Annotated in this window: 21 protein-coding genes; 11 read left to right on the top strand and 10 right to left on the bottom strand. The window is 52.9% G+C overall.

Annotated features, from left to right (window positions below):
• Positions 1-2: 2 nt before the first annotated feature.
• Genes BUB27_RS05620 through BUB27_RS05610 form a run of 3 tightly spaced genes read right to left on the bottom strand, consistent with a single transcriptional unit; the run spans position 3 to position 3,449 of the window.
• The gene (locus tag BUB27_RS05620; RefSeq protein WP_143158598.1) at positions 3-899 is read right to left on the bottom strand and encodes a DUF350 domain-containing protein; all 897 of its coding nucleotides are present in this window, start codon (positions 897-899) and stop codon (positions 3-5) included.
• A 20-nt stretch (positions 900-919) separates the two neighbouring features.
• A complete protein-coding gene (locus BUB27_RS05615) occupies positions 920-1,771 on the bottom strand; it encodes a hypothetical protein (protein ID WP_143158597.1) in 852 nt (283 codons plus the stop codon).
• Positions 1,772-1,787: 16 nt separating this feature from the next.
• Positions 1,788-3,449 (bottom strand): polyamine aminopropyltransferase, encoded by a 1,662-nt coding sequence (locus BUB27_RS05610; RefSeq protein WP_143158596.1) that lies wholly within the window; start codon positions 3,447-3,449, stop codon positions 1,788-1,790.
• A 253-nt stretch (positions 3,450-3,702) separates the two neighbouring features.
• Here BUB27_RS05610 and BUB27_RS05605 point away from each other — a divergent pair, with 253 nt between their 5' ends.
• The 4 genes from BUB27_RS05605 to murA all read left to right on the top strand — a co-directional run bounded on the left by BUB27_RS05605 (position 3,703) and on the right by murA (position 7,696).
• Positions 3,703-4,140 carry a GIY-YIG nuclease family protein gene (locus tag BUB27_RS05605; protein WP_143158595.1) on the top strand — a complete coding sequence of 146 codons (438 nt, stop codon included), beginning with the start codon at positions 3,703-3,705 and terminating at the stop codon, positions 4,138-4,140.
• Positions 4,141-4,421: 281 nt separating this feature from the next.
• Positions 4,422-5,498, top strand: a complete 1,077-nt coding sequence (gene prfA, locus BUB27_RS05600; protein ID WP_143158594.1) for a peptide chain release factor 1 — start codon at positions 4,422-4,424, stop codon at positions 5,496-5,498.
• A 39-nt stretch (positions 5,499-5,537) separates the two neighbouring features.
• Positions 5,538-6,377 (top strand): peptide chain release factor N(5)-glutamine methyltransferase, encoded by an 840-nt coding sequence (prmC, locus tag BUB27_RS05595; protein WP_143158593.1) that lies wholly within the window; start codon positions 5,538-5,540, stop codon positions 6,375-6,377.
• A gap of 44 nt (positions 6,378-6,421) precedes the next feature.
• A complete protein-coding gene (murA, locus tag BUB27_RS05590; RefSeq protein ID WP_143158592.1) occupies positions 6,422-7,696 on the top strand; it encodes a UDP-N-acetylglucosamine 1-carboxyvinyltransferase in 1,275 nt (424 codons plus the stop codon).
• Between the two features lie 68 nt (positions 7,697-7,764).
• On the opposite strand, the gene BUB27_RS05585 is transcribed toward murA, so the two are convergent.
• Positions 7,765-8,943: a YeiH family protein gene (locus BUB27_RS05585; RefSeq protein ID WP_143158591.1), complete on the bottom strand. Its 1,179-nt coding sequence runs from the start codon at positions 8,941-8,943 to the stop codon at positions 7,765-7,767.
• 11 nt (positions 8,944-8,954) lie between these two features.
• Positions 8,955-9,509, bottom strand: coding sequence for a cysteine dioxygenase (locus BUB27_RS05580; protein WP_143158590.1), 555 nt, complete (start codon positions 9,507-9,509; stop codon positions 8,955-8,957).
• A gap of 291 nt (positions 9,510-9,800) precedes the next feature.
• Between BUB27_RS05580 and rpoD the strand changes: the two genes are divergently transcribed.
• Positions 9,801-11,723 (top strand): RNA polymerase sigma factor RpoD, encoded by a 1,923-nt coding sequence (rpoD, locus tag BUB27_RS19220; RefSeq protein ID WP_143158589.1) that lies wholly within the window; start codon positions 9,801-9,803, stop codon positions 11,721-11,723.
• A gap of 495 nt (positions 11,724-12,218) precedes the next feature.
• Here rpoD and BUB27_RS05570 read toward each other — a convergent pair whose 3' ends face one another.
• The 4 genes from BUB27_RS05570 to BUB27_RS05555 form a co-directional block, all read right to left on the bottom strand.
• On the bottom strand, positions 12,219-12,836 hold the full coding sequence (locus BUB27_RS05570) for a redox-sensing transcriptional repressor Rex (protein WP_234991686.1): 618 nt from the start codon (positions 12,834-12,836) through the stop codon (positions 12,219-12,221).
• A 54-nt stretch (positions 12,837-12,890) separates the two neighbouring features.
• Positions 12,891-13,808 carry a Gfo/Idh/MocA family protein gene (locus BUB27_RS05565; protein WP_143158587.1) on the bottom strand — a complete coding sequence of 306 codons (918 nt, stop codon included), beginning with the start codon at positions 13,806-13,808 and terminating at the stop codon, positions 12,891-12,893.
• A 70-nt stretch (positions 13,809-13,878) separates the two neighbouring features.
• On the bottom strand, positions 13,879-14,703 hold the full coding sequence (locus tag BUB27_RS05560; protein WP_143158586.1) for an LpxI family protein: 825 nt from the start codon (positions 14,701-14,703) through the stop codon (positions 13,879-13,881).
• Positions 14,704-14,773: 70 nt separating this feature from the next.
• Entirely contained in the window at positions 14,774-16,303 is a 1,530-nt protein-coding gene (locus tag BUB27_RS05555; protein WP_143158585.1) for a hypothetical protein, read from the bottom strand.
• 196 nt (positions 16,304-16,499) lie between these two features.
• On the opposite strand from BUB27_RS05555, the gene BUB27_RS05550 reads away from it, so the two are divergent.
• The 4 genes from BUB27_RS05550 to BUB27_RS05535 all read left to right on the top strand — a co-directional run bounded on the left by BUB27_RS05550 (position 16,500) and on the right by BUB27_RS05535 (position 20,407).
• Positions 16,500-17,006: a septal ring lytic transglycosylase RlpA family protein gene (locus BUB27_RS05550; RefSeq protein WP_200797075.1), complete on the top strand. Its 507-nt coding sequence runs from the start codon at positions 16,500-16,502 to the stop codon at positions 17,004-17,006.
• Positions 17,007-17,105: 99 nt separating this feature from the next.
• A complete protein-coding gene (locus BUB27_RS05545) occupies positions 17,106-18,065 on the top strand; it encodes a homoserine kinase (protein ID WP_234991685.1) in 960 nt (319 codons plus the stop codon).
• Positions 18,066-18,108: 43 nt separating this feature from the next.
• Positions 18,109-19,401, top strand: coding sequence for a threonine synthase (gene thrC / locus BUB27_RS05540; RefSeq protein WP_143158584.1), 1,293 nt, complete (start codon positions 18,109-18,111; stop codon positions 19,399-19,401).
• A gap of 112 nt (positions 19,402-19,513) precedes the next feature.
• On the top strand, positions 19,514-20,407 hold the full coding sequence (locus BUB27_RS05535) for a sugar phosphate isomerase/epimerase family protein (RefSeq protein ID WP_143158583.1): 894 nt from the start codon (positions 19,514-19,516) through the stop codon (positions 20,405-20,407).
• A gap of 44 nt (positions 20,408-20,451) precedes the next feature.
• Here the strand turns inward: BUB27_RS05535 and BUB27_RS05530 are convergent, their stop codons facing one another.
• Positions 20,452-21,330 (bottom strand): helix-turn-helix domain-containing protein, encoded by an 879-nt coding sequence (locus BUB27_RS05530; protein WP_143158582.1) that lies wholly within the window; start codon positions 21,328-21,330, stop codon positions 20,452-20,454.
• Positions 21,331-21,436: 106 nt separating this feature from the next.
• Between BUB27_RS05530 and BUB27_RS05525 the strand changes: the two genes are divergently transcribed.
• Together BUB27_RS05525 and BUB27_RS05520 are read left to right on the top strand one after the other, a co-directional pair.
• Entirely contained in the window at positions 21,437-23,851 is a 2,415-nt protein-coding gene (locus BUB27_RS05525) for a hypothetical protein (RefSeq protein ID WP_143158581.1), read from the top strand.
• A gap of 167 nt (positions 23,852-24,018) precedes the next feature.
• Positions 24,019-25,932: a DUF1549 domain-containing protein gene (locus tag BUB27_RS05520; protein ID WP_143158580.1), complete on the top strand. Its 1,914-nt coding sequence runs from the start codon at positions 24,019-24,021 to the stop codon at positions 25,930-25,932.

The following is a 25,932-nucleotide window of genomic DNA, read 5'->3' as shown; positions in this document are numbered from 1 at the left end:
CCTTAATTAAATGAACCAGCCACAATGAAGGCCACCCCGAGAGAGATACCGAACTCGATCAGCGCGGCGCCCCAGTTCTTGTCTTCACAGATCTCGGCATCGAGTCGCTTGCCTGGCAGGATGAGCCTGTTGGTGAGCGCTCTCGCAAAAATGAGAATCACCGCCGAGATCAAGGCCCAGATCAAGAGACCTAACAGACCATCGTATCGCTGGATGTAGAAGCTGAGCAAAATCGTGAATGCCAGGATGCCACCACCGAAGGCGATACCCGCTGCCGGGTTATCCCGCTCCACCTCGTGATGCAGGTCAAACTTGGTAACGCGCTGATAGACGAAGCTGAAGAGAATCAGTAAGGCCTGGGTCACGGCAAACCAGATCAGGGTGATCAGCAGGTCCTGCCAGAAGTTGCCCACACCCTCGCCAGACATGGCGGAACGAACTACCAGGGCTGTGGCGAGATAGGTGCCAGCCAGCGCGGTTCCCAGTCCCATATTTTCATCCTGCACCATTTCCTTGCGGTTGCAGAAGCTGCGGAAAATCGCCTTGTCATTGATCCACTGGGCCAGAATCAGCATCACGCAGCCGATCAGTGACCACAGCACCGTACCCCCAAGATCTAACAACCACTTGGCGCCCAGTTCTCCATCCAGCATGACACTGGAGGGAGAGAAAAGTACTCCGGTGATGACGATACACACGGAGAACATGTAGCCGGCAAAAGCGATGCCGACCGCTTTATTGTCATGGTCAATGAGCTGCTCCTTGAGCTTGAAGCCAGCCGTCACGGAATACATGAGCTTGGCCACCAGCAGGACCAGCAGGGACACCAATACGTACACCAGCACTCTCCAATCGGCGAGTTCCTGGATACCCGATAAATCTGTTACTTGTTCAAACATCTTTCTGTAATGGTTGCTGTCTACTTGCCTCCTCCAAAGGAACTGCGAGAACGGGATGAGCTGGAGCTGCCAAACCGGGATGAACTGGAGCTACCTCCAAAGCCTTTACTCACCACTCTGGTAGTGGCTGGATTCCTTTTCTGGAAACTGCGCTGGCTGCTCGTGGGGTTATTCAGCGGCGCTTTGATCTTGGTCGCCGTCTTGTTGAAGTTCGGGGACTTGATCGGCGTCTTGACTACCGGACTTGAGCTACGCTTGATGCGGCTGTAGCCAGGCTTGCTGCGTAGCTTCCTGGAGTAGTCCGAGGAAGGTCTAGTGCGATAGCTGCTGTAGTAGCTGGGATAGTGGTTGTAGCCCCAAGGGGAGGCATAGGGACGGTGAGAGGATAAGAGATAGCCCATGATCAGCACATCGGTCATGGAGGTGCGGTGATGGTAGTAATGGTTATGCCCATAGATCTGGCTGTTGCCATGCGTCTGGACGGTCACATCGTCACTGCCCTCTTCCTGCTCGAATTGGATGGTCGCGATTTCCTGCTCTTCACCCTCCTCGGCACTCAGCTCGGTGGTGAGAGAAAAACCCTTCTGCTTGTCTTTGGCGATCTCTGTGACCTTGATGTAGTCCACCTTGCCATCGGCATCGAGGTCCATGTTGTTGTAGTCATTGTCCTTGGCATTGAGCTTCTGCTCGAAATCTTCCGCGCTCTTCGCCTTGGTCGCCAGATCGGTCACCGCCTGCAGGTCCAGACCTTCGGAGGCGTTTTGCACGATCGTCGTGACGTAGGTGGTTTTGTCATTGGATCCACAACCGGCCAGCATCAGCGAGGCGCCGGCGAGGATCGATGTTAGAATTGTGGTTTTTCTGTGTTTCATTGCATTCAAGTCGTGATCACTCCTTCCACCCTTGCAGGTAATATTCTAAAACTGCCGAGTGTGAAATGGTGGTTACATCCCTATGTTCGGTCTCCAGGGCTCCTTTCCCGAAGTCCAGGCTATTGGAAATTAATGCGGGTGTTAGATAGCGGGTATCTGCGGGCAATTTCTGCACAGAACGCATCGCTTGCTTGATCGAATCCGCGGAGATCTGGGAGGAATGAGAAGCGATCCACCAGCCCCACTCACCAAAGGAGGGCACATGGTCGTGATAAGGAACAGCCGTATACCCCACGGACTCCATGGTTCTACCGATGCAGAGGAAAGCTTCCTTGGCGCGATACGGTGAGGTGGATTGCTGCACCATGATGCCGTCCGCGGCCAGCTTGCCTTTTAAGGCCCCGTAGAAATGCGCGCTGTAAAGTTTAGCCAGATCCGGGCTGGAGGGATCCGGGAAATCCAGAATGATGACATCGAACATCCCAGCCGCTGAGTTCACATAGCTACTGGCGTCTAGATTGATGATCGTCAACTGAGGCATCTCCACCTCCGGCGCCGTCATCCTACGCTGATTGGGCAGCTCAAGCTGATAGGTTTGCTCACCCTCGCCGCTGCCTTGATTCTCCACCAAGGTGACTTTGGCATTACTAAGGCTGTGACCATTCAACTCCGAGAGGATCGGGTGTTCCGCTGCGAGTCGGGTCATTTCTGGATCCAAGTCTACCAGTACGATCTCTTGCACCTCCGGGTATTTCAGAATTTCCCTGACGGCCATGCCATCACCACCGCCTAGCACCAAGATACGCTTTCTGCTCCCAGCAAGCTGCATGGCCGGATGCACCAGGTTCTCATGATAGATCGCCTCATCCGTGGAAGAGAACTGGATGTGGCCATTGATGTAGCAGCGCAAGTGCCCAGCCCTGCTCTCCGTGAGCACGATGTGCTGGTACTTGGTGGTGGTCGAGAAAATCACCTTGTCCATGTACAGGGCCTGCTCCGCGGCAAAGGACCATCGGTCCGAACGGGACATCCCGAAACCGAGCGTGGAAGCTGTTAGACCGAGACAGGCCAGCACTGGCATCGCGCTCTTACCCCCACGCCCAAAGAAAAACCAGCAGAGCAAGGTGGAGGCTACGGTGATCATGGCCAGCACATAGGAAATCTCATGCAGGCTAAAAAAGACGGGCAGCACAAAGATCCAGAAGAGTGCGCCAACCAAAGCCCCGATGTAATCCATCTTCAGCACCCTGGCCAGGTTCGCCCGGATATCCTCCGAGTAGTCCTCATTGATTCTCGTGATCAAAGGGATTTCAAAACCGATCAAGGTTCCGATCACACTGACCAGTCCATAGTAGACTAAGCCAAAATGCATCGGGAAATGCGCGAAGGACCAGAGCATCAGCAAGGGACCAAAGCCCCCTAACAAAGCCAGCAAAAGTTGCGATCCTAACAAGAAGCTTATCACCCGCTTATTACTAACAAGGCGCTGAATCTCCGCGCCCATCCCCATACAGAAGAGCATGATGGCGATCACGATCGCCCATTGCTGCACGGAGTTCCCCAACAGGTCCGCAGCAATCTTGGAAAAGGTGTATTCGTACGCGAGACCACAGCCCCCCATCATGAAAATGATGATGCCGAGTATCCAGCCTCTGCCTCCTGTGCGCGTATCTGCCATCGTGTCGAGTATCCGAGAATCTTCAGGTCACCTGAAGTCGGGCAGAGGCGAACATAGTTCCCAAGGAATTGAAATTACAAAATAGACGGCAATTTAGACTCGCCGAAAGCACTGCCATGCATTGCCCCATAGGCCTCCCCACTTGGCGCATCACGCCAAAATGGCGCATGTTTTTCACTCGTAAAAATGTTTAGCCAATTGAGACTAAACACTTTATAATAAATGATAACACAAACCCCTGATTATCAACGTCATGGCAGAAAAATCATTCACCCTAAACTTTGAGGGCTACTGGCGTGAAGAACGCGTAGCCGATATTCCTTCCTATTCGGGTATCTACTGCATCTACAAATGCCGCTATAATCCAGACGCTGGAACCGTAGCCATGCGAAGACTGCTCTACATCGGAGACGCCGACAATATCCGCATGTGGATACACGATCACCCGATGTGGCTGATGTGGAGACAATTCCTCAAAGCCGACGAGCAGATCTGTATCTCTACCGCCGAAGTGGAACCCGTCTATCGCAAGCGGGTCGTAGCAGCCTGCCTCCGCAGGCACGAACCTCCGGCAAATAGCGAATACCGCTACGAGTTCCCGTTCGAGAAGACCCGGATCATCACCAAAGGCAAGAATGCCTTTTTAGACACCGCCTTCGCTATCGAGGCTGCTCAGGTACCACACGCCTGAGAGGTAACACCAAGACCTACAATGCAAAAGGGGGAGGACCAATAGATCCTCCCCCTCTCCGCATTTTGTACCTTAACCTAAACTATGTAAACAAAAGGCCCTTGCGAGCCCCGTTTAGATTAACTCTACGTCGAAAGAGTAGCCACAGGATCACGGATATTTCACCTTTTGTTTTTACTTTGTACTGATAAAGCACTTTATCAGATTAGGCCCCGTCAGAATCTCTTATTCGGGTGTTATTTAACCTTGCACCAGAGGCTCCTTCCCTAGAATCTCCCGCCATGGATTACGCCTCTCTCATCGAGAAACGCCGCGAACGCTTCGCTGAAGTAGAAAAACTCATCACTGACCCAGACCTCTTCTCGGACCAGAAGAGAGCCTCAGAGACCATGCGCGAGCACCGCCGTCTCAAGGAACTGCTGGAAATGTGGGATGAGCTCGAGAACGCGCGTACTAATCTCCAGGAGAATGAGCAACTGGCCAAAGAGGACGATCCTGAAATCGCCGAGATGGCGGAAATGGAAATCCCAGAGCTACAGGAGAAGATCGAGACTCTCTCAGAGAAGGTCCAGTACTCCCTGCTGCCAGCCGATCCTAACGAAGACCGTGACGCCCTGCTTGAAATTCGTGCCGGCGCCGGCGGTGACGAAGCTTCCCTTTTCGCGGGTGAACTCATGCGTATGTACGAGCGCCATGCGGAAACACGTGGCTGGAAGATCGAGCACCTCGACTCCTCCCCCTCTGAAGTAGGTGGCTTCAAGGAAGTCGTTCTCAAAGTTTCAGGTGAAGAGGTATTCCGCTTCCTCAAGTATGAATCCGGCGTGCACCGCGTCCAGCGTGTCCCAGCCACAGAGACCCAAGGTCGTATCCACACCTCCACCGTGACTGTCGCCGTGATGCCTGAAGCGGAAGAGGTGGACATCGTGATCAGACCAGAGGATCTCCACATTCAGGCCACCCGTTCTGGTGGTCCTGGCGGACAGCACGTCAACACCACTGACTCCGCCGTACAGATTACCCACCTTCCTACCGGCCTGCAGGTCAAGTCCCAGGACGGCCGTTCCCAGACCCAGAACAAGGAAAAGGCCATGGAGATTCTGCGTACCAAGCTCTACGAAGCCAAGGTACGCGAGGAGGAAGCCAAGTACTCCGCCCAGCGCCGCGCCCTGATCGGCTCCGGTGACCGCTCGGAAAAAATCCGCACCTACAATTTCCCTCAGTCCCGTGTAACGGATCACCGCATCAACTACACCTCCCACAACATCGAGGGCATCATGTCTGGCGCGTTCAACGAGTTCACCGACAACCTCCAGAAAGCTGAGATGGAGCAGCGTCTCGCCGAGGCAAACATGGATTAATCCGATTCGCCTGATCCATATCGACCATCTCACGTTCTCATGAAAACCATCCTCGACACTCTCGAAGCCGGCACCACGTGGCTGGAGAAAAAAGGAATCGAGGATGCCCGCCGCAACATGCAGCTGATGATCTGCCATCAGCTCGATTGCTCCAAGATCCAACTCTACACCCGCTTCGACGAGCCGCTGGATGAATCCGCGCTGGCGCCGCTGAGGGTAATGCTCAAGCAGCGAGGCGAGGGAGTCCCACTCCAGCACCTTCTCGGCACAGTCGAGTTCTACCTGCGTGATTTCCACACAGACGCCCGAGCTCTGATCCCCCGCCCTGAAACCGAGGAACTAGCTGAGATCCTGATCAAACGCTTCAAGTTGCCCGAGTCACCAGCGATTCTAGACATGGGAACCGGCTCTGGCGTGCTGGGCATCACCCTGGCCAAGGAAATCCCTTCGGCTGCAGTCACCTGTGCGGATGTCTCCACGGACGCGCTCTCCTTAGCTGAACAAAACGCCACAGCTCTGGACGCGCAGAATATCCGCTTCGTCCACAGCGATCTCTTCAGCCAAATCGAGGGCGGCTATGATCTCATCGTGGCCAATCTCCCCTACGTACCCGAAACCGATCGGCCGAGCCTGGCCCCTGAACTGGCTCACGATCCGGACTTGGCCCTATTTGGTGGGCAAGACGGGCTGGACATCATCCGCACTTTCATTCAAGAAGCACCTTCTTATCTCAATCCCGGCGGTATCATTGCCCTCGAGATAGGGATCCACCAAAACGAGGAAGTCGAGAAACTGCTCTCTGCAACTGGATTCACCGATATCAAGACCTACCCGGACCTATCAGGAATCCTCCGCTTTCCCACCGCCTCCAAATCGTAACTCTTCCTTTAGCTCAATCTCAGAATCTATCACTATTTCCGATCATGGATAAACTCATCGTTCACGGCGGCAGCACTCTCAACGGATCCATTAATATTTCCGGTGCTAAAAATGCATCACTCCCTATTCTCGCGGCATCACTTCTCACTGATGAAGATGTCATCATCCGCCGCGTGCCCGATGTTTCCGACACCAACTACATGATCCAGATTCTCTCGGCTCTCGGTGCCGAGGTGGAACGCTCCAGCGGCACCGTCCGCATCTCAGCCAAGAACATCTCCCATGACGCTCCTTATGAATTGGTACGCAAGATGCGCGCCTCCATCTGCGTGATGGGGCCATTACTCGCCCGCCTGGGCAAAGCACGCGTCTCCCTGCCAGGCGGCTGTGTGATCGGCGACCGTCCTGTGGATCTTCACATCAAAGGTCTCAAAGCGATCGGCACCCAGATCGACATGGAAGGCGGCAACATGGACATGCGTGCCCCAGAGGGCCTGATCGGCACCACAGTCGACCTCAGCGGCAAGCACGGCCCGACCGTTCTCGGCACAGACAACCTGATGATGGCTGCCGTTCTCGCCAAGGGAACCACCGTCATCGAATCCGCCGCCGCCGAGCCAGAGGTGGTCGACCTCGCTAATTTCCTCATCGGCATGGGCGCCAAGATCGAAGGCGCTGGCACCCGCCGCATCACCATCCATGGCGTGGAGAAACTTCACGGAGTGGAGCACACCATCATTCCTGACCGTATCGAAGCCGGTACCTTCATGGTAGCAGGAGCGATGGCTGCCGGACCAGAGGGCATCACCCTCCACCGCGTCTGCGAAGCTGATCTCAAGCCTGTCACCGAGAAACTTCTCGAAGCAGGACACACAGTTGAGTTCAACAAGAACGGCACCTCTGTCCGCGTAGCTCCAGGTGAGAACCCGAAGGGCTGCAAGATCACCACAGCTCCACACCCCGGCTTCCCTACTGACATGCAGGCTCAGTTCACTTCCCTCTTCGCAGTGACTCCAGGCATCTCCGTGATCGAGGACACCATCTTCCCTCAGCGATTCATGCACTGCGCGGAAATGTCCCGTATGGGAGCCAATATCAAGGTCGACAATGGCCGTGCTGTCATCGAAGGCGGCGAGCAGCTGTCAGCCGCTCCAGTGATGGCTTCCGACCTCCGAGCTTCCGCAGCACTGGTACTCTCAGCCCTCACAGCCAAAGGCTCTACAGAAATCAACCGCCTCTACCACATCGACCGAGGCTACGAGCACATCGATGAAAAGCTTCTAATGCTCGGCGCTAACGTGGAACGTGTGCAAAGCTAGGCTCCATCAATACTTTTGAATCAGCCCCGCTCGCATGAGTCGGGGCTTTTTTGCGTCTTTGGCTCAGCTCACACCAAAAGGCCAAGCAGCAAGAACGCCGACGCAGCCATCACGCCCCAGGTACATACGGCAGCCAGCATGGCCTTGCCGCCACTCTTAGCCATGGATTTCAAATTCACCTGAAAGCCGATCGCAGCCATCGCCAGAGCAAGCAGCCACTTGCTGACATCGCTCATGACCTGGCTGACATCCACCGTATTACCATTTTCAAAGACAAGCTCAGGCAGCCAGCCCAGTGCCTTGATGGCCACCACGATAGCGAAGCCCCAGACAAACCAGGGAACCACCCCTACCAGCCTCTCTTTCTGAAAACCCTTTTGACCATTCTTTGCCCTACCAAAGACAAAGGCGGTTCCGATCACGACCGGCACCAGCAAGGATACCCGAAGGAGTTTTACCAGTGTCGCCATAGAGGCCGCATCCGCCCCGTGGCTCTGACCAGCAGCGATCACCTGAGGCACCGCATGAATCGTCGATCCTGCCCAGGCTCCATAAAAGGAAGCATCCAACGGCACGATCCAGAGTGCCACCACGCAAGCCATCATGGCAATCAAGCCCACCAGATTCACCGCTCCCACCGCGAGGACAACCTCTTCATCATCAGCTTCCGTCACAGGCGCAACAGCCATCACGGCACTGCTTCCGCACACCGCGGAGCCGACGCCTAACAAGTAAGACGTCCTTTTCCCCAACCCGAACAAGCGGCCAAAGATCACGCCACCACCTAGGGCGACAGCCATAATAGCGATAACACCAAGAACCATCTTCCCGGCCACACCTTGCAGCGCTGCCATTTCCATTTTTCCACCCAAACAGACAATCGCGACAGGAATCAGCCAGTAGGCCACCCACTTGCAGCCCAGCTTCACACGCTTGCTCAACTTAACCGTGGAGCCAAACACCAGACCAAGAAGAATTGCCAGAACCGACACTCCCAGTGGATGCTCAAGAGCAGCCCCCTTCATGGTGAATGGAGGAAACGGCGCCTTGCTGAGCAGAGCCGCTGAAACAGTCAGCAGTGCGGCCAAAAGAATCCCCGGAGCGAGAGCCCACTTGCTCCCCTCCAGACTGGGCGGGCGATGGACCTCGAGACTACCCTCCATCGAATCCAGAGAAAGATATCCTTGGGATTCGATCAGCTCGTACAGAGTCATCCCCTGCCGCCCTGTGATATTTACTGGAGCCATCACCTCATTCGTTAGATTCCACTGCCATAGATATGCATTTCATTCACAGGCTCGTACATCTGGGAAAACTTGGAATCGATGGAGTAGGTCTTCATCTTCCTCAGCGGCGGCGCATAGCAATGCAGAGTAACCAGATCCTGCCCTTCCTCCTGAAGGTTTGCCACCTGATGAGTATCATCATCTTCTGAACCAATCACCCCTTCACCATAGTCCACCGTGGACACCGCCTTGATGTAACCGCTGGGTGTCATTTCAAAGAGCGTCTCAGAAGCTACCCCCTCGACGATCTTCACCGCACAGATCGACTGCGCATGATCATGGATAGGACTGCGCTGACCGCTCTTCCAGCACAAACACAGTAGCTGCACATGCTCATTCTCGAAAACCACGTTGCGACGGTACCCCCGATCATGAAACTGCACGAAGCTGCCAAGTTCCTGCATGGAGATATCAAACTTCTTCATCTTTGCCACCAGATCATCGATCGGTGGTCTGGTCGTTAGACCTTGCAAATACTCTATGAATGGAACGATTTTTGCTGGGTAGTGTAGCGCAGAAACTGACATGGTAATGTTGAGTTAATTCTTAAGGATTCAACATAGGCCTCAGGTCAAATTTAATTCAAGGTAAATTAGTCAACATTAACTCATCACTCATTTCACTCAGGTATTCCTCTGTAACCATCAGAGTCAAAGATCCGTTAGTAACGAAAAAGTTATGTAGCCTAAACCACGAAATGCCTTGACGAATTCTAATAGGTACACAAGATTCCGAACCGCTGCGCGACTGCGCAGCCCATATTATGGGTGACGTGTGCCCTCGTCGCTCAAACCAGTTCACTGAACAAACAATCTCTTATGGCAGCAAAGAAAGCAGCGAAGAAAGCCGCAAAAAAGGCGGCTACCAAAACAACCGCAAAGAAAACGGCGACTAAGAAGACAGCCGCCAAAAAAGTAGCGAAGAAGACAACCGCCAAAAAAGCAGCCAAGAAAGCTCCTAAGAAGACAACCAAAGCCACTAAGGCCGAAGAAGTTGCCAAAGAGGAAGCAGCCACACCAAAGGCCGAGGACGCGGGAACAGAGGCAAAGCCGAAGAAGCAACTTTCCAAACTCGAAGCCCTGCTCGAAGCTGAAGCAGCGGAAAAAGCCAAGCGTGCTAAGAAGGCACCCAAGAACCGTATCGACACTCCTGAGATCCAGGAAAAGGTACGTGAGCTTATCAAGCTGGCTAAAGAGCAGGACTACCTTACCTACGACGATATCAACGAGATCCTTCCTAACGATCTCGTCGAGCCGGCAGACGTAGAAGCCATCCTTGAGCGTCTCCGCTCCATGGAGTTCGACATCATCGACGCCTCCGAGGTGGACCGTTACCAGGACCGCAAGCGTGACAGCAGCAGTGACGACGAGCCGAAGTCCGAGCAGAAGCTCGACATCCTCGACGATCCAGTACGCATGTACCTCAAGCAGATGGGTCAGGTCCCTCTCCTCACCCGTGAGCAGGAAGTGGAAATTTCCAAGCGTATCGAAGACGCTGAACTCACCGTGCAGAAGTACCTGCACCGTTTCGGCTTTGTTGCCGAATCTTATCTGGAACTCGCGGACAAGCTCATGAAGGGCAAAGAGCGCTTTGACCGTGTGATCCTGGACAAGAAGATTGAGTCTCGCGAGCGCTACATGAAGACGCTGCCAAAGCTCTGCGATCAACTCCGCCAGTGCCACGAAGACACAGACAAGGTCTTCCGCAAGCTTCACGCCAAGAACCCTCGAAGCGTGAACAAGCTCGAAGAAGAGCTTGAGAAGCAACTTACCTCCATCGCACGTCTCTACCAGCGCTTCTACTACAAGCAGAAGGTCGTGGAAGATTTCTGTGAGGAAGTGGAAGAATATCAGAAGAAATTCTGGAAGTACCAGCGCAAGCTTCAGACCAACCCGGACGACAAAGAGTTCGAAACCAAACTTCGTGAAACTCAGCAGCTTTCCTGGCACACCGCCGAAGGCTTTGCCGATAACAACAAGGACCTCCGCCACTGGATGAAGATGGCCTACAAGGCCAAGACTGAAATGGTGGAAGCCAACCTTCGTCTCGTAATCTCCATCGCCAAGAAGTACACCAACCGTGGTCTCTCCTTCCTCGACCTCATTCAGGAAGGTAACATGGGCCTCATGAAGGCGGTTGAGAAGTTCGAGTACCGCCGCGGTTACAAGTTCTCCACCTACGCTACCTGGTGGATCCGTCAGGCCATCACCCGCTCCATCGCGGACCAGGCCCGTACGATCCGTATCCCGGTTCACATGATCGAGACCATCAACAAGCTCATGCGCGTGCAGAAGCAGCTCGTTCAGGAGTATGGCCGTGAACCAACTCCAGATGAAATCGCGGAGGAAATCCACCTTCCGGTCGAGCGTGTTCGCGCCGTTCTCAAGATGGCTCAGCAGCCTATCTCCCTTCAGGCTCCAGTCGGTGATTCCGATGACACCTCATTCGGTGACTTCATCGAGGATAAAGCCGCTGAGAACCCAATGGAAGAAGCCGGCTTCGCCATGCTCAAGGAGAAGATCGTCGACGTTCTCGACACCCTCACCGAGCGTGAGCGTGAAGTTCTCGAGCAGCGCTTCGGTCTCAAGGACGGCTACAGCCGTACTCTTGAGGAAGTAGGCCGCCAGTTCCAGGTGACTCGTGAGCGTATCCGTCAGATCGAGGCCAAAGCCCTCCGTAAGATGCGTCACCCGACCCGTATCCGCAAACTGGAAGGCTTCATCGAGCTTCCAAACATGTAAGCTGCCCAGCAGCCCCAGACTTTCCCATGCGCCGCCTAACACGCGGCGCATTTTTTATTCCCCCTGAGCATACGACAAGGGTAACCACATACACTCACGCAAGTGTTCACCCGAATAGCCCCGGTCTGTCAATTGATCATAATCTGATATAATCACGAGGCTTCTGAACTCTCTTTAGATTCATTTGAATGGAATCTGCTTATTGATCCAAGGATCTAGCAATTCACTGAAAACATCATCAGAGAAGCCTTCGTCACGAAAGTATTTCCACCCTGTAGCACGAATAATAGCCCTGAGGGGTATATGAGGAAATGCATCAAAAAAAAGATGGATAAACTGAGACGGAGAAATGACTCCGCCCATATCGTTTTGACATAAAATCACCAGCTCAATTGCGGAGCATTTACCAGCTTCAGATCGAAGCCTCACAATAAGCTGCTCTCTTGAATCATTCATTCAAATCAGAATAACCAGAATACAGAGTGACGTTACACCCTAATCTCGATCAATGAAGAAACTCAGGTTCTCCAGCTCGATCGCGAGATCCACGCGGGTCACCACGACATGCTCAGGCACCTGAAGCACGATGGGTGAGAAATTCAGGATGGCCTGCACACCGGCATCGACCAGCTTGTTGGCCACTGCCTGCCCATGCTCGGCAGGCACACAGACGATCGCCATGCGCACCTTGTTCTCTTTGATAAAGTCTTCCAGCCCATCATCGCTGTAGACAGGTACAGGGATACGGCTTTCATCGATCTCATCAGGCTTGGCATCGAAAGCTGCCAGCACTTCAAAACCTTCCTTGCGGAAACCATCGTAACGCAAGAGCGCGCGTCCCAGGTTACCCGCCCCCACCAGAACTACTGGCTGCAGCTTGGCACGCCCCAGCACTTCACGGATCGTATTCAGCAGGACTTCTACAGGATATCCGAGCCCCCGGGTACCGAACTGGCCGAAATAGGCCAAGTCCTTGCGCAGCTGGGCTGGCTTCACCCCGGCGGCGGATGCCAGAGCGGATGAACTGACAGTCTCAATCCCGTTTTCCAGCAAACGCTTCAAGCAACGGCTGTATATGGAAAGGCGGTAAATCGCCTTACGAGGTATTTCCACTTTATTATCCACCAATGAATACTCTACACGCTTTCCTCGCCAGAATCTATACTTTTAGATTCCTGCGGCGATCTTGTTAGTAATCTCCAAGGCCACATCCAAGGCTGCAGCCCCATGCTGACCTGTGACAGCCGGGGTCTCGCCACGCGCCACACAGCCCACAAAGGCATCCAGCTCAAGCTTCAGCGGCTCGTCTTTCTCGATCTCCACCTCGCCCTTCTTGATTTCCATGCCCTCTTTCCAATACATCTCCCCGCTCTGTCCCTGATAATCGAGTGAGAGGTAGCAATCTCCCTGGAACACACGCAGCTTACGCATTCTCTCGGGAGAAATGCGGCTGGCGGTCACATTCGCCACACAGCCATTTTCAAAACGAATACGGGCATTGGCGATGTCTTCACGGTGAGTCAGAACATTCACCCCGACGGCATCAATGCTCACCACCGGGCTTTTGACCAAGTGCAGGATAATTTCGAGATCATGAATCATCACATCGAGTACAACGCCGATGTCCATGCTTCTATTAGGGAAAGGTGAAAGTCGGTGCGCCTCGATGAACTTCGGCTCGGTCAGACGCTTCTCAAGCTCACGCATGACTGGGTTGAAACGCTCGATGTGCCCCACCTGTAAAATACGGTTCAGCTCATGGGATTTCTCGATCAAGGCAGTAGCATCTTCCAGAGTATTGGCGATCGGCTTTTCCATCAGCACGTCACAGCCCAGTTCCATCAGCTTGGTACCCACCTCACGGTGCGCCACAGTAGGCACCGCCACACTGATCGCCTGGGCATTTGCCGCAAGCTCTTCAAGGGAGGAGACTGCCACGCCACCGAACTCATCTGCTACAGCCTTGGCTCTCTCGATATCCTGATCATAGATCGCTGTCAGCTCCGCACCCTCTAACAATGAATACACGCGAGCGTGATTTCTCCCCATCGAACCTGTTCCAGCGACTCCTGCCTTGATTTTCATGGGCAGTTTTTACGCAAAGCTGATAGCTGCTGGCAAGCCGTTAAGCCAGATTACCTAATCTAGCGTCAAATCAAGCATCGCCATCCAAGGCTACAATGGTGATTCCGTACTCATTACAGAGCCTGTCGACATCCTCTCTGCCCAACAAAAGCGTCTTACGGGCCTCACAGGCAATCACGCCCACGCCAGCCTCCTTGCAGGCCTCGATGGTCAGAGCGCCGATGACAGGAACATCAAAACGGAAATCCTGATTAGGCTTGGAAACCTTGGCCAGGGTACAGCTTTTCCCACGACCCAGCTCACCACCACGCTTGATGCAGGCATTCGTGCCTTCAAAAGCTTCTACTGCGAGAACCGTCCCATGGCGCACCACCACGCTCTGGCCGATGTCCATGCGGCTGGTCTCCTTGGCCGTCCTGAAGCCAAACTCAGCATCCTCCATCGCACGTTTCTTGAGCTTTGGACCAGCCACGTGACCCGGCTCAGGCAAGAGGTGTTCAAGATAAGTAGTCGCATTTAGCAGGCGGATACCATCCTTCTCCAGCTCATCAGCCACGGCACCAAAGAGGGACTCGGCATTACGCTCCTTCACCTTGGCGAGCATCATCAGCGTGCGCATGTCCGGCCTCAGATCAAAGAGATTACGTGGTGCAATTTGCCCCACCATGATCGCCTCACTGACTCCCTGACTCCGGAAAAACTTGATCAACTTTCCGAGCTGACCGACGCGAAACCATTCCATGGCATCCACTTTCTGAGCCAAGTCCTCCTTGGTCTCTCCATGAAAACCCGCCACCACAAGCTTCACACCGGGGACTTTCTCGCGGGCTGAAGCCACGAAAGTCTCTGGATAGATCCCGTTGCCGGCAATGATTCCAATCGTCTTCTCGCTCATCGCGCTCATTCAATCCGCATCGCCACGATCAATCAACCCCTCAATCAGGCCTAAGGGTCAAAAAATCACCTCACTCCTGATTGTACCAATCCCTCCAGGCCTTGACCGTCTTACCGTGATCAACCCCAACTCTTTCAACCAGAAAATCATGCGCTATCTTCTGCACCTTTTCGTCCTTGTGCTCCAGTAAACTAGAAACCAACCAGACGACTTCCTTTTCCTTACGCTTGCCCATGTGCTCCAATACCGGCTTCACTGCCACTACCCCCTGATTTTTCACATAATCCGAGTCCAGCAACTCCCCCAACAACTGCAAATCCCCCACATGCTTCCGCACTGAAAAAAGGTTCAGCAAAAATTCAACCTCCTTCGCTTTCTCCTGCCTGAGCACCAAGCGCATGAAGTCAATGATGTCGGACATCTCACCAGACTCCAGCAGCTTGTCTTTTTCGCGTCGGCAGTAGTCGTTGAAGAGTAGCTGCTGCGAGGGACTGAGCTTCTTATGCTGATAGGAAAGCACCTCGGTATCTATCTCCTCATAAAAAGCCTCTATCGCAGGCATCACGGTATAGCCGTTTGGCTTCTCTATGCTCTCTACTGACTGCAGGTGTTTCAGCGCCCGGCTCAACCGTTCGTGATTTGCAGACGAGTAACCTTTTTCACCCTTCAAGCCCGCCAAATAGGTACCGTAGAGCCTGGGAGCCCCCTCGGCATCAAAATGATGCAGAGCCACCTGAACCTCCTGCAGTAAATCAACTTCTGGATCTTGCTGCAAAAGCCTCTGGTAAAGCCGCACCTTATAGTCCTCGTAGAGGGAATACATGCTCGGAGTAATCGATGACTCTCTGAACGAGCGGACAAGCTTATCGATACTAGTATAAAAGACCTCCAGCTGCTTGGGATCCAACTTGGAAGTCACCTCCTGATCCTCCTCCACCATCTTAAGTGCCCTCAAGAGATTCACGTAGCACTCCAACAGCGATTCATCATCCGCCTTCACCTCTCCCTTCTCTAGGGGCACGACCTCCATAAATTCACGAATTAGTGCCACTGCGAGCAATTCGCCATCGTTCGCGACTTTTCCCTCACCTAACTTAACCATGGCAGGCAACCAATTCATGAAGCCCTGCTCTACCAGCGCCTTCAGCTTGTCTTTCTTAATCCCAAAATCACTGGGACAACCTTCCCCGATGATCACCTTCTTCAAATTCTCATGATTGGTATCCAGCCATTTCAAATCCACTAGAATGTCTTTCGACGGGTAGACTCCGACTTGGACCCATTTCGCCTGATGACTCGCGTACTTATAAATATAGTCTTCATAGCACCACCAGACCTCAGCCGTCCAATCCTTCTCTTGTCCATGATAGGTTACGAAACCTAGAACGATAGGCTCTTTACCACCCGGCTTTACTTTGGCTTCCTTTGGTCCAGTAAGCTCTATCTTTGGCCAATCCAGACGTGAAGCAAACACACGAGACATTCTAGGCCCATCTCCATCACCATCCCAAGGAATCCCCACCTTGTCTTTATAGACTACAGCTACTCCTAACTGCTGACTATTGTCGATAGACAGATGATACACCCCTTGGCTATTCATGAACTTTTCACATAGCGGAGCTATTTTCGCCTGGCACAGCGTAGACAACAGCAGAATAAGGGTAGCAAAAACGCGCATGACAGCACTCTAGCCAATCTCTTCATTCAAAAACAAGCTCATAGCGAACTCCAAACATTTTCGCCACGACAGAACTTCTCGCTTAACACTTCAGCTGCGAGCCTTCATCATCCAGACCATGAAGCCCGTTTTCCTCGCATTGCTCCTGCCGATTATTCTGTTAGCCTCCTGCGCTTCCCCCTCCGGCTATGACGGCTACATGACTAGACCCTATACGGTCCGCAGTGTTCACTATACCCCGATGTCTGTCAACCAAGCCCTCTATTATGACGAAACAGGTGAGGCCTCCTGGTACAACGAGTCTTCCTGGTTTGGACTCAAGCGCGGCAACACCTCACTAGGAGAGAAAGTCCAGGCCTGGCACGTCACCGGAGCTCACAAGACACTGCCACTTCCCTGCCGTGTCAAAGTCACCAATCTCTCCAATGGGAAGGAACTCAAACTTCGCCTCAACGACCGCGGCCCATTCATCCCCGGACGCATCATCGACCTGACTCCAAGAGCTGCCAAGAAACTCGGCTTCCACGAGCACGGAATCACGAAAGTCCGCGTCCAGGTCCTCTCCGTAGGAGATGGCAAGTATGAGAAAAAGCGCCCCCGCAAGAAGCGCTTCCTGTTCTTCTAAGAGCAATCAACAGGTGCCAGCAAAGCAGATCTTTCCAATCTGCGTCATTTTTCGTGTCCATGACTCAAATTTCGCTATGCTATCCTACCAGTCCCTGCTATGACCCGCCGCACTATGGTAAAACAAGAGCCTAAAGAAGTCCGCGTATTCGCGCCAGCCACTGTTGCAAATGTGGCCTGCGGTTACGATGTTCTGGGCTTCGCCATCAATGAACCCGGTGACGAAGTCGTAGTAAGACACTCTGACAAACCTGGCCTTCGAATTACCAAGATTACCGGTGACGACGGTAAACTACCTAAGACCGTCGAAGGCAACACAGCGGGCGTTGCCGCTCTGGATCTCCTGCGCCACCTCGGCATGACTGACCGCGGCATCGAGATGGAAATCCACAAGAAAATGCCTTTTGGTTCGGGCCTTGGCTCCTCTGCTGCTTCCGCAGTAGCTGGCGTCTATGCCGTGAACAAGCTTATCGGCGAGCCTCTCTCCAAGCTGCAGCTCCTACCATTCGCTATGACTGGTGAAGCCTCTGCAGATGGCGCCTACCACGCGGATAACGTAGGCCCTTCCCTGCTTGGGGGCATCGTTTTCATCCGCTCCAATCAGGAACTGGATATCGCCCAGCTACCCGTACCCAAGAACCTGTACGCTGCAGTGGTCCACCCGGATATCGAAATCCTCACTAAGGTCGCCCGTGAAATTCTTCCCAAAGAAATCCCACTGGAGAACGCGACCCAGCAGATCGGTAACCTCGGAGGTCTGATTTGCGGCCTCATTCAAGAGGACTATGGTATGATTTCACGTTCTATCCACGATGTGATCGCCGAGCCACGACGCCAGAAACTGATCCCTGAGTTCTACAAAGCCAAGCGTTCTGCGCTTGCAAACGGAGCCCTCGGCTTCTCCATCTCTGGTGCCGGCCCCTCCGTCTTCGCTCTTTGTGAAGGCAAGGATACAGCCAAGAAGGTGGCCGCTGCCGTGTCCAAGGTATTCACCGATGCCGGCCTGGGTAACCAGCAGCACGTTTCTCCGATCAACAAGAACGGCGTTCACGTAATCTAACAAGGTTGGCTCTATGAGCCAACCGTAACAGACTCATCTTATCGTGAAATTCTATTCCACTAATTCACCAGACAAGTTCGTTGATCTCAAGGAAGCAGTGATCCGGTCCCTCCCAGCGGACAACGGACTTTACATGCCTGAGTCCATCGAGCCACTCCCAGAACCCTTCTGGGAGAACTGGCGTGAGATGCCACTGGCTGAACTCGGCTTCCATGTGGCCAAGCAGATCCTGGGTGATTCCATTCCTGACACGGACCTGAAAGAGATCGTTTCAGAGGCGATCAACTTTGATGCGCCACTGGTAACCATAGCTCCACAGACTCATATCCTGGAGCTCTTCCACGGCCCCACCCTAGCATTCAAGGACTTCGGCGCGCGCTTCATGGCTCGCACCATGGCTTACCTCACCAAAGGGGACGACAAAGACCTCACCATCCTCGTAGCCACTTCTGGCGACACAGGTGGTGCGGTTGCCTCGGCATTCCACAACGTTCCCGGTACGCGTGTGATCATCCTCTACCCTAAAGGCGGCGTGTCTGCGCTTCAGGAGAAACAGCTCACGACACTAGGCGGAAACATTACCGCTCTGGAAGTCGATGGGACTTTCGATGACTGCCAAGCGATGGTGAAAGCCACTTTCCTCGATCGTGAGCTTTCCCTGAAGTACAATCTGACCAGCGCTAACTCGATCAATATTTCGCGTCTGATTCCTCAGTCGTTCTACTACTTCCATGCTGCCCGCCAGCTACCGGAAGGCGTGCTTCCGACTTTCGTGATTCCATCTGGAAACTTCGGCAATCTCACCGCGGGCTTGCTCGCTGAAAAGCTGGGTCTCCCTGTGGCTCACTGGATCGCCGCTACCAATATCAACGATACGGTGCCGCGCTATCTGGCCGAAGGTGAATACGATCCTCAGCCATCACATGCCACCATCTCTAATGCGATGGACGTGGGAGCCCCCTCAAACTTCGCCCGCATGAAGAACCTCTTCGGTGACTCCTGGGAAGCGATGCGTGAGAGTATCTCCGGTCTCGCCTTCTCCGATGACGAGACACGTGAAGCGATCCGTGCTGTTAAAGAAGGTACAGGCTACATGATCGACCCACATGGAGCTGTCGGCATTCTGGCTGCAGAGATCTGGCGCCAGGCCGTACCTGATGCTGAGACCATCATTCTGGAAACCGCTCACCCATCCAAGTTCCTTCCTACGATGGAAGAAGAGCTCGGAGCCGGAAACATCGAGGTGCCTGAGCGTCTCGCCTCACTGGCAGATCACCCAAAAGAATCTCATCTCGTGAGCAAGGACCCGACAGAGATTCTAAAATTTCTTGGCTAATCAACCAGCCTAACTAAATTTTAAAGCCCTGTCTGCTTACTCCAGTCAGGGCTTTTTTATTCGTCATAGATAAAATGCATCTATCATTCTAGTACATAGCCTATAGAAGATTATGAATAGACGTCACTTCTCCAAACTACTCGTCGCCGGCGCCTCAGCAGCCGCAGCCCCATCCGCATTTTCCAAAGATATGAATACTACTCCGTTCAAATCACTCTTCGCGCCGCATCCCGGCCTACTCCCCACTGCTCCAAGAGGATATGTGAAGGGAATGGAATTCGCCTACGAACTAGGCTTCAGAGCTTGGGAAGATAACGGCTTGATCAAGCGCTCAGCCAAGCTTCAAGAAGAAGTCGCCGCATTCGCAAAAGAAAAAGGAATCACCCTCGGGGTGACCGTCATCAGTGGGGGCAACGGCGTGCATTTTGCTACAGCTAATAAAGAAGAGCAGGAAAGTATCCTCAATGACATGCGATTGGGTGTGGAGACTGCCAAGCGCACGGGCCAGACGCACATGACCATGGTGCCAGGCATCCGCAAGGGAGACGAAGACTTGGATAAGCAAATCGCCACCTCAGCCGATCTGATGAAACGCTGCTGCGACATCGTGGAGGAGCACGGCATCATCATGGTGCTGGAACCCCTCTCTCATGGGATCAAGGGTGGGGCGCCGATACTACGCAGTTTCGAAGACGGCTTCAAACTCTGTTCAGCGGTCAACCGCAAGTCCTGCAAGCTACTCGCAGATTTCTATCACGAAGGGCAAATCGGCAATGACCCCATACCTAATGCCGAGAAAACATGGAGCCAAGCAGCCTACTTGCAGTACGGTGATGTTCCTGGCAGAAAGGAACCTGGATCAGGCAAGCTTGATTATGTAGCGGTCACCAAATGGCTTAGAGACAAGGGCTACCAAGGTGTCATCGGCATGGAGCACGGAGTCAGCGCCAAAGGTAAAGAAGGTCTGGAAAAGCTCATGGCCGCCTATCGCAAGATCGACGCCTAAGATCCCCCTTTCAAGAAGCCTCCGAGTGGGGCTTCTTGGTAGATCTAAAAACCAATTTGGAATGACTCTCGAAACGCACCCGGTTTCACCTTGGTAAGACGGAAGAACCAACGATTGAAATTCGAGATATCATTGAACCCCATTTCGTACGCTACCTCCTTCATCAGAACGCCCGGAGTCAAGAGCAGCGACTTGGATCTCTCCAATTTGAAATCTTCGAAGACAGACATTGGTGAACGGCCTAGCTGCTCTTGATAGATTCTCTCTAACTGCCTCCTGCTCAATCCAACCTTCTGAGCAAGTTCCTCCATCGTGAGTTTCTGGCTCCAGTCATGATTTTCCATGATCTGCTGAGCCTGCTGATATCGGGGATCCATCTTGGATGGAGCATAATGCTCCACACCGAGCACATTCATCGCCTCGGCGTAGGCTTCTAGCCACTCTGCTTTCATTCGCTGGATCGCCAGCCAATCAGCTAGCTTGCAGGCATGCACTCCTAAATACCAGCTCTCCCTCCCCAGTCTCGCGAAGACTTCGTCACAAATAGATTTAGCCTTCTCTTCTAGGATGGGTAGCACGCTCCCTTTCATTACAAGGGATTTTTCAAGTGGATACAGCGGTTTGAAGTCTCGCCATTTGGCGGTAAAATTGACTGAGTAAAACGTCAACGGCCCTTCAAACACCTGTCTCCTCTCCCCCTGAGCAGGAAACAGCCACTCTCCAGCTCCAGCAATGACTTCACCTAGTTCATTTTGAACTACAGCTCTGCCCTCAATAATGTACCATGCTGTATGATCATGGCTGCGTATAATCGTCCCCATCTTTTGAGCCGAAGTCGCATCCATACTCCTTTCCAAGGCCCATAAAAGCTGTGGCTTCACGCCCAGCCAGTCCTCATAAATAAGCTCATTTCTATCTTTCACTCTAAACTACCTTAACACAACACCCCCCACCAAGGACAAACAAATGTCGTATTTCGACTACTCTATCTAGTTAAAAGACTAGCCCTCCTACCGTATGTAATAGCCTATGCACAAACTAATCGCTACTTCACTTTTAACAGGATTCTCCATCGCCTACGCTGAGCCAACTTCGTTTTCCGGAGTCTATCCACACCTCGCCCACACCAATATGGAAGGCGAAGTCGGAATTGGAGCTGTTGTCCCATGGGCTGGATCACTGTGGACAAATACCTACGGCCCCCATCTCCCCTATGGCTCCACAGATAAACTTCGCCAGATCGACAAGGATTGGAATCTTACCATACGCCCGGAGTCCGTGGGCGGCACTCCCGCCAACAGGATGATCCACCCTGAAAGCCAGCAGCTTTTCATCGGTCACCACGCTATCGATAAGAGCGGCAAGGTTCGTACCATCGACCCGAAAAAGGCCATGCCTGGTCGTATCACCGCTACCGCCAGACACCTCACTGACCCGGAGAACAAAATCTACCACTTCACGATGGAGGACGGCCTATACGAAGTGGATGTGAACACACTCAAGGTTACCCCTATCATCAAGGACCCCATCTCCATTTCCCGTACTCACTTACCCGGCTACCACGGCAAAGGAGCCTACACATCCAATGGCCGACTCGTTATTTCTAACAATGGAGAACCAAAACAAACTTTCCCCTCCGGCTGCCTTGCCTCTTGGGATGGTAAGGACTGGTCCGTCATTGCTCGCAACCAGTTCGTGGAAGTCACTGGTCCTGGCGGCCTAGAAGGAAACTCTGCAGACGAGGACCGCCTCTGGGCCACCGGTTGGGATCAAAAGTCAGTCCGTCTTTTCCTGCTAGATGATGACAAATGGAGTAAATTTCGCATGCCGAAATCCTCTTATACCCAAGACGCCGCGCACGGCTGGAATACAGAGTGGCCACGCATCCGGGAAATCGAGGAAGGCAAATTCCTAGGCCACATGCATGGGCTCTTCTTTGAATTCCCACAGACATTCTCCTCATCCAACTACGGAGGCATCAAGCCCGTCGGCACCTACACCAAGATGCCCGTGGACTATGCCATGTTCAATGGCAAGCTGGTCATGGGCAAGGACGATGCCTCAAAATTTGACAACGCATTCGTCAAACAAGCCCAGTCTAATCTGTGGATCGGTGACTACTCCGAGCTCAGCCAATGGGGACCTAAGTCAGGATTTGGCGGCGTCTGGATTGATGACTCCTTTGATGCCGAGACCACGAGTGAACCCTTCTTTACGGGTGGCTTTGAGTCAGGCACCCTTCATCTTCGCCACAAAGGCGGCTACAATGTCCGGGTAGAAATTCAAACGGATAAGGAAGGAACTGGAAACTGGTCCACTTGGAAAACAGTCACCATCCCCTGCCTTATCCTCACCAAAAACAAACCTGAATATGAGACATATAGCGGTAACGCACATCATCAGGACACAGGCTATCTCGCGGTATCACTCAAGGAGATCCTCCCTGACACCCAGTGGGTTCGTCTAAAGCCTTTGGACGCAACTGACCGAGCCAGTGCCTACTTTCACCTTTCCAGCAAATATCCGAACCAGTCCATGGACGACAAGTTCGAAGCGCTAGCTGAAATCACGACCAAAGCCCCGGCTGGAACAACCCTACAACTGCCAGAAGGTTCTGAGATGAAGCTCGACGCCTATCTAGAAGGAGGCAAACTGATCGAAGTCGATGGCAAGCTGGATGCCCAAGCTCGAGCAACAAGCCCTACTGAGCAAAAGGTGTACTCATCTATTTCTATCAAAGCAGACAAACGCGTCGGCCTAGACAAAGCTTCCGCCTACATCGACTTCAAAGATGCCAATGGCAAGCAAACTAGGCTGCGTTTACCTAAAGGACACAAGGCATTCGACGCCACTGTGAACAAAGTCCGCCACATTCGAGAGGTCGTGACTGAACGCACCCACATGAACCTGCACGGCACTTTCTACGAACTCCCCCGCCCGAAGCCAGGCCACTTCATCAACTTCTGGCAAATGAAGCCGATCAGCAGCCACAGCAAACACATCCATGATTTCTGCTCATGGCGTGGAATGCTCGTTTTCTCAGGCTCCAGCTCAGATAATTCATCAGAGCACAACCTGAGACTGGACGACCAGCACTCTCTTTTCTTGGGCGAAGTAGACGATCTCTGGAAATTCGGCAAACCGAAGGGCCATGGCGGGCCATGGCTTGAGACCAAGGTAAGCAAAGGCCAGGCATCTGACCCCTACCTGATGCTTGGCTACGAGCAAAAGCAAATCGAGATCAGCCATGAGTCTGACAAGACTATTCGCTTCGGTGTTGAAATCGACTATCTCGGCACTGGTGACTTTGCCCGTTACCAAACCTTCGAAGTCAAAGCTGGAGAAACATTTAAACACACTTTTCCTGAGGATTTTGCTGCACACTGGGTACGCGTAGTCGCTGGCGATGCCACCACGGCATCTGCTCAACTGAGCTACCAATAACTAGAGCACACTCATCTACTCCTCGTAAGATTCAGCGAGAGCCTCACCATAGGGCTCTCGCTTTTTATTTCCCGAAATGCCGGCACTACGTAGCTCTTTCGCTCAAGAATAGTCTACTTGCCTAAAGTTGTAACCGTGTGCAAGTTATAGCGTAGAAACGTATAACCATGCTACGCTCCTCACTCATGCAGCCAGTAAAATGCCTACTCTCAGCTTTGCTTGGAGCCAGCCTAATGCTGTCTGTCTACGGTCAAAACAAGAAGATTAGTCCAGGCAGCAGGGAGCACATGGAGGCTGCTGCACATAAGATCGACCAGCATGTCGCAGCTCTCTTCAAAAGAAAGCAGCTCACTGTGCCCGATGGTATTTCAGATGAAATTTTTCTGCGTCGCACCGCACTTGTTGTTGCTGGACGTATCCCCACCTTCGATGAATCTGTCGCATTCTTGGAATCCAGCTCACCAGACAAGCGCAAACTGCTCATCAACTATTACATGGCAAGCCCCGGATACCGCTCATCCGTGACGAACTGGCTATTCGACTTACTCAGAGTCCAAGAGAATTTCACCAGACGTGGAGCTTCGGCTGCTGCCTATATCGATTTTCTCAGAGAATCCATTGCCTACAACAAGCCCTGGGACAAGCTCACGAGCGAACTCATCACCGCTGAAGGATCAATCTGGGAGGACGGAGCAGTAGGCTACTACATCAGAGACAAAGGCATGCCTCTGGATAACTTGGCCAATACCATGCGTACTTTTACCGGCACCCGCATGGAATGCGCTCAGTGTCACGACCACCCCTACGAAGACTGGGAGAGAAGAGACTATTTCCGACTAGCCGCATTCTCGAACAAGCAATCTGAAATCAACGGGCAATCCTACAGGGAACTCTACCGATCACTCAACAAAGAGGATAATCGCAAAAACCCCAAGTACCAGCTACTCCGTCAACTGGGAGATTCCATCTACTATACCTCACTCGAAAATCCAGGTTCAGGCCGAATCAAATTACCCAGTGACTATCAATACCGCGATGCTGACCCTGGTGAATGGGTGGGTGCTCGCACACCCTTTGGAAAAATGATCCGGATGTCTGACCGGCGCGATGCTGAAGATGGCAAAAAACGCTTTTCCGAGTGGCTGGTTTCCCCTGAAAACCCACGCTTTGCCTCCGTGATCGTAAATCGCATGTGGAAGAGAATCATGGGCACAGGACTATACGAACCCGTCGATGAGTATGTAGAGCCAGAGAAAACGGCATCACCTGAACTCACCCGCTTCTTGATCAAGTTAATGCAAGACTTGGATTACGATTTGCAAAAATTCCAGCACGTCCTTCTGCTCACGCGCACCTACACTTTCTCCACTAGCCCAGACCTTAGAGATCCGTCTGTGGCCTATGATTTTCACGGAAGGCAACTGCAACGTATGAGCGCGGAGCAGGTCTGGGACTCACTGGTCACTCTCACGAGCGAGCACCCGGATCAGCTACCCAGCCGTACATTCTCCAAAGCCATCTATCTAAATGGCAAGCAGCTTAATCTAGAAGGTAAAAACATGGCTACGCTAAGCAGGGAAATACTCTCTCTGGATAGCGCCGACAAACTCGAAAAGTATCTCGATAAACTCATCGCTGAAGCCGAAGACAGCAAGGGCAAACAAGATAGGATGATGAACGGTGGTTCCCGCCCCGGACCGGCATCAGGGCTAGCCAGAGCCTCGGAACTCCCCACCCCGGCACCTGCTGGTCATTTCCTCAGGGAGTTCGGACAATCCGACCGACTCCTTGTCGACTCATCCAGCCGCGAACCAAACGTTGGCCAAATTCTTGATACCCTCAATGGTCAGGTGGAAACTATGGTCGTCTCAAACGAATCCGCTGCCCTTAATAAAAGATTATCTTCCTACTCAAGTCCAGAAGACAAAATCAGAGTGATCTTTCTCTCCATTCTCTCCCGCACTCCAACCGCTCTGGAGATGGACATCATGAAAGAGGAAGTCGCCCAGACTGGGGACAAAGCCTACCCTAACATCATTTCAGCCCTGTTACTCACCAGAGAATTTCTCTTCGTCCAATAA

Source organism: Rubritalea squalenifaciens DSM 18772, from assembly GCF_900141815.1.
In the GTDB taxonomy this organism is placed as follows: Bacteria; Verrucomicrobiota; Verrucomicrobiia; order Verrucomicrobiales; family Akkermansiaceae; genus Rubritalea; species Rubritalea squalenifaciens.
This window is presented reverse-complemented; position numbering and strand designations above follow the sequence as displayed.

Bases quoted from the DNA above. Each gene is read 5' to 3' on its own strand.
- BUB27_RS05525 (WP_143158581.1), top strand. From the start codon at position 21,437: ATGCACAAACTAATCGCTACTTCACTTTTAACAGGATTCTCCATCGCC.
- BUB27_RS05585 (WP_143158591.1), bottom strand. From the start codon at position 8,943: ATGGCTCCAGTAAATATCACAGGGCGGCAGGGGATGACTCTGTACGAG.
- BUB27_RS05535 (WP_143158583.1), top strand. From the start codon at position 19,514: ATGAATAGACGTCACTTCTCCAAACTACTCGTCGCCGGCGCCTCAGCA.
- rpoD (WP_143158589.1), top strand. From the start codon at position 9,801: ATGGCAGCAAAGAAAGCAGCGAAGAAAGCCGCAAAAAAGGCGGCTACC.
- BUB27_RS05520 (WP_143158580.1), top strand. From the start codon at position 24,019: ATGCTACGCTCCTCACTCATGCAGCCAGTAAAATGCCTACTCTCAGCT.
- prmC (WP_143158593.1), top strand. From the start codon at position 5,538: ATGAAAACCATCCTCGACACTCTCGAAGCCGGCACCACGTGGCTGGAG.
- murA (WP_143158592.1), top strand. From the start codon at position 6,422: ATGGATAAACTCATCGTTCACGGCGGCAGCACTCTCAACGGATCCATT.
- BUB27_RS05580 (WP_143158590.1), bottom strand. From the start codon at position 9,509: ATGTCAGTTTCTGCGCTACACTACCCAGCAAAAATCGTTCCATTCATA.
- BUB27_RS05550 (WP_200797075.1), top strand. From the start codon at position 16,500: ATGAAGCCCGTTTTCCTCGCATTGCTCCTGCCGATTATTCTGTTAGCC.
- BUB27_RS05565 (WP_143158587.1), bottom strand. From the start codon at position 13,808: ATGAAAATCAAGGCAGGAGTCGCTGGAACAGGTTCGATGGGGAGAAAT.
- BUB27_RS05615 (WP_143158597.1), bottom strand. From the start codon at position 1,771: ATGAAACACAGAAAAACCACAATTCTAACATCGATCCTCGCCGGCGCC.
- BUB27_RS05545 (WP_234991685.1), top strand. From the start codon at position 17,106: ATGACCCGCCGCACTATGGTAAAACAAGAGCCTAAAGAAGTCCGCGTA.
- prfA (WP_143158594.1), top strand. From the start codon at position 4,422: ATGGATTACGCCTCTCTCATCGAGAAACGCCGCGAACGCTTCGCTGAA.
- BUB27_RS05620 (WP_143158598.1), bottom strand. From the start codon at position 899: ATGTTTGAACAAGTAACAGATTTATCGGGTATCCAGGAACTCGCCGAT.
- BUB27_RS05610 (WP_143158596.1), bottom strand. From the start codon at position 3,449: ATGGCAGATACGCGCACAGGAGGCAGAGGCTGGATACTCGGCATCATC.
- BUB27_RS05560 (WP_143158586.1), bottom strand. From the start codon at position 14,703: ATGAGCGAGAAGACGATTGGAATCATTGCCGGCAACGGGATCTATCCA.
- BUB27_RS05605 (WP_143158595.1), top strand. From the start codon at position 3,703: ATGGCAGAAAAATCATTCACCCTAAACTTTGAGGGCTACTGGCGTGAA.
- BUB27_RS05555 (WP_143158585.1), bottom strand. From the start codon at position 16,303: ATGAATAGCCAAGGGGTGTATCATCTGTCTATCGACAATAGTCAGCAG.